This window comes from Pseudomonas sp. P135 (assembly GCF_020312125.1).
Lineage (GTDB): Bacteria > Pseudomonadota > Gammaproteobacteria > Pseudomonadales > Pseudomonadaceae > Aquipseudomonas > Aquipseudomonas fragariae.
Genome location: NZ_JAGPYR010000055.1, coordinates 1 through 564, shown reverse-complemented (window position 1 = coordinate 564; position 564 = coordinate 1). Strand labels below are relative to the sequence as shown.

Annotated in this window: 1 protein-coding gene; it reads right to left on the bottom strand. The window is 57.1% G+C overall.

Annotated elements, in window-relative coordinates; genetic code table 11:
- On the bottom strand, positions 1-564 hold a 564-nt coding region (locus KBY08_RS26265; protein ID WP_318654648.1), incomplete at both ends, for a calcium-binding protein.

Below are 564 nucleotides of genomic sequence, written 5' to 3'. Positions count from 1 at the left end.
TTGGCCGTGGTGTCGTTGTAAGAATAGTTGCTGATAGTGTCTTGACCCGAGCCCTTGCGGAACACGTAGGTGTCGGAACCGTAGCCACCGGTCAGCGAGTCATTGCCTGCGCCACCCAGCAATGTGTCGTTGCCATCTTCACCGTTGAGGGTGTCACGACCATCGCCGCCGTCGAGGATGTCATCACCGGCACGGCCGTTCAGGGTGTCATTACCCGACAGGCCGAACAGGCTGTCCGCCGACTCATAACCGGTGACGGTCTCGTCGACTTCGGTACCGGTGAGCAGAGCCGTACGGATCTGCTCATTGGTCAGTGCCGTACCATCGGCAAACTGTATCTGATCAATGTTATAGCCGTAGAGAACGCTGGTGTTGAAATGCGAGCTGACCCTCAGGGTTTCGCCGCCGTCCTTGATCTGGATAATCAGGTCATCGGACTCACGGCGCAGCACCACATCGGCAGCGTTCAGACCCTCCAGACGAATCACGTCCAGTTTGTTTGCAGTGGTGTCGTTATAGGCATAGTTGCTGATAGTGTCCTGACCCGAGCCCTTGCGGAACACG